General features: G+C 47.6%; 1 pseudogene. It reads right to left on the bottom strand.

The features are described from left to right. Positions 1-133 precede the first annotated feature (133 nt). Positions 134-340 (bottom strand): annotated as a pseudogene (locus HC175_RS21625) (tetratricopeptide repeat protein); the annotation flags it as partial.

Here is a 340-nt window from a genome sequence, read left to right as displayed (position 1 = left end):
CAAAATCCACCCGCAGCCGCGCATTCACCCCCAGCTTATTCTTGCTCACATTGGCGGTGAACTGGACCTGCCCAATGGCAAGGCCGGACATCATTAACATTATGAAAAGTACCAATTTCTGCTTCATTTTCTATTACCAGTCTTTATCGGTTTGTACAGGCATGCCTTTGGCTTTTTTAGCATTGATCTTCTCCTGTACTTTCTTTTCCTCGTTCCCCATTGCCTCCAGCAAGTTCTTTATTTGCTGGGGAGAAAGTTGCCCCGGCCGTTGTTGTGGCTGTTTTGGCTCTTCTCCTGCTTTTGGCTGCTCATTCTTTTGCTGCTCCTTATCATCGGGCTG

The organism is Salinimicrobium oceani, assembly GCF_012037645.1.
Note: the sequence above shows the minus strand (reverse complement) of the source record. Positions and strands in the feature narration are given on the sequence as shown.